The organism is Streptomyces hazeniae, assembly GCF_031845485.1.
Lineage (GTDB): Bacteria > Actinomycetota > Actinomycetes > Streptomycetales > Streptomycetaceae > Streptomyces > Streptomyces hazeniae.
Genome location: NZ_JAVREQ010000113.1, coordinates 1 through 500 on the forward strand (window position 1 = coordinate 1; position 500 = coordinate 500).

1 protein-coding gene is annotated in these 500 nt (G+C 61.4%); it reads right to left on the reverse strand.

The window, feature by feature from the left end; all coding sequences use genetic code 11:
- Positions 1-471, reverse strand: a 471-nt coding sequence (locus RM572_RS28860) for a GAF domain-containing protein (protein WP_311676316.1), incomplete at its 3' end; no start/stop codon positions are given.
- Positions 472-500: the final 29 nt, after the last annotated feature.

A 500-nucleotide genomic window follows, 5' to 3' on the forward strand; every position in this document is an offset into this window, starting at 1 on the left:
GATCGGCACTCCAAGGAAGGTCCGCATGGGAGGGTGCCTGGGTGGAAAACCGACAGAGGCCGGATGGTGCGAGATGTTGTCGAGGCGAATCGGCTTGGGGTCGTCGATCAACGCACCCAACACACCGCGGCCTTCGGGTAGATGACCGATCAACTCCCGAGTTTCTTCGTTGATGCCTTCGTAGATGAAGCCGATCAGCTCGTGGTCGTCGCCGCGCACCCCCAGTGCCCCATAACGCGCATCCACCAACTCGATTGCCGTGTGGACGATAGTGCGCAGGGTTTCATCCAGTTCGAGGCCGGAGGTGACCACCAACATGGCATCGAGCAGACCGTCAAGCCGGTCACGCCCTTCGACAATCTGCTCAACACGGTCCTGCACCTCCATGAGAAGCTCACGCAGACGCAGTTGTGAGAGTGTGTCGCGCAGCGGGCGAGTAGTGAACTCGCTCGACCCGCGCAGGTCGGCCACCGCTTGATCGTCGCACGTGAGGGTTGGGT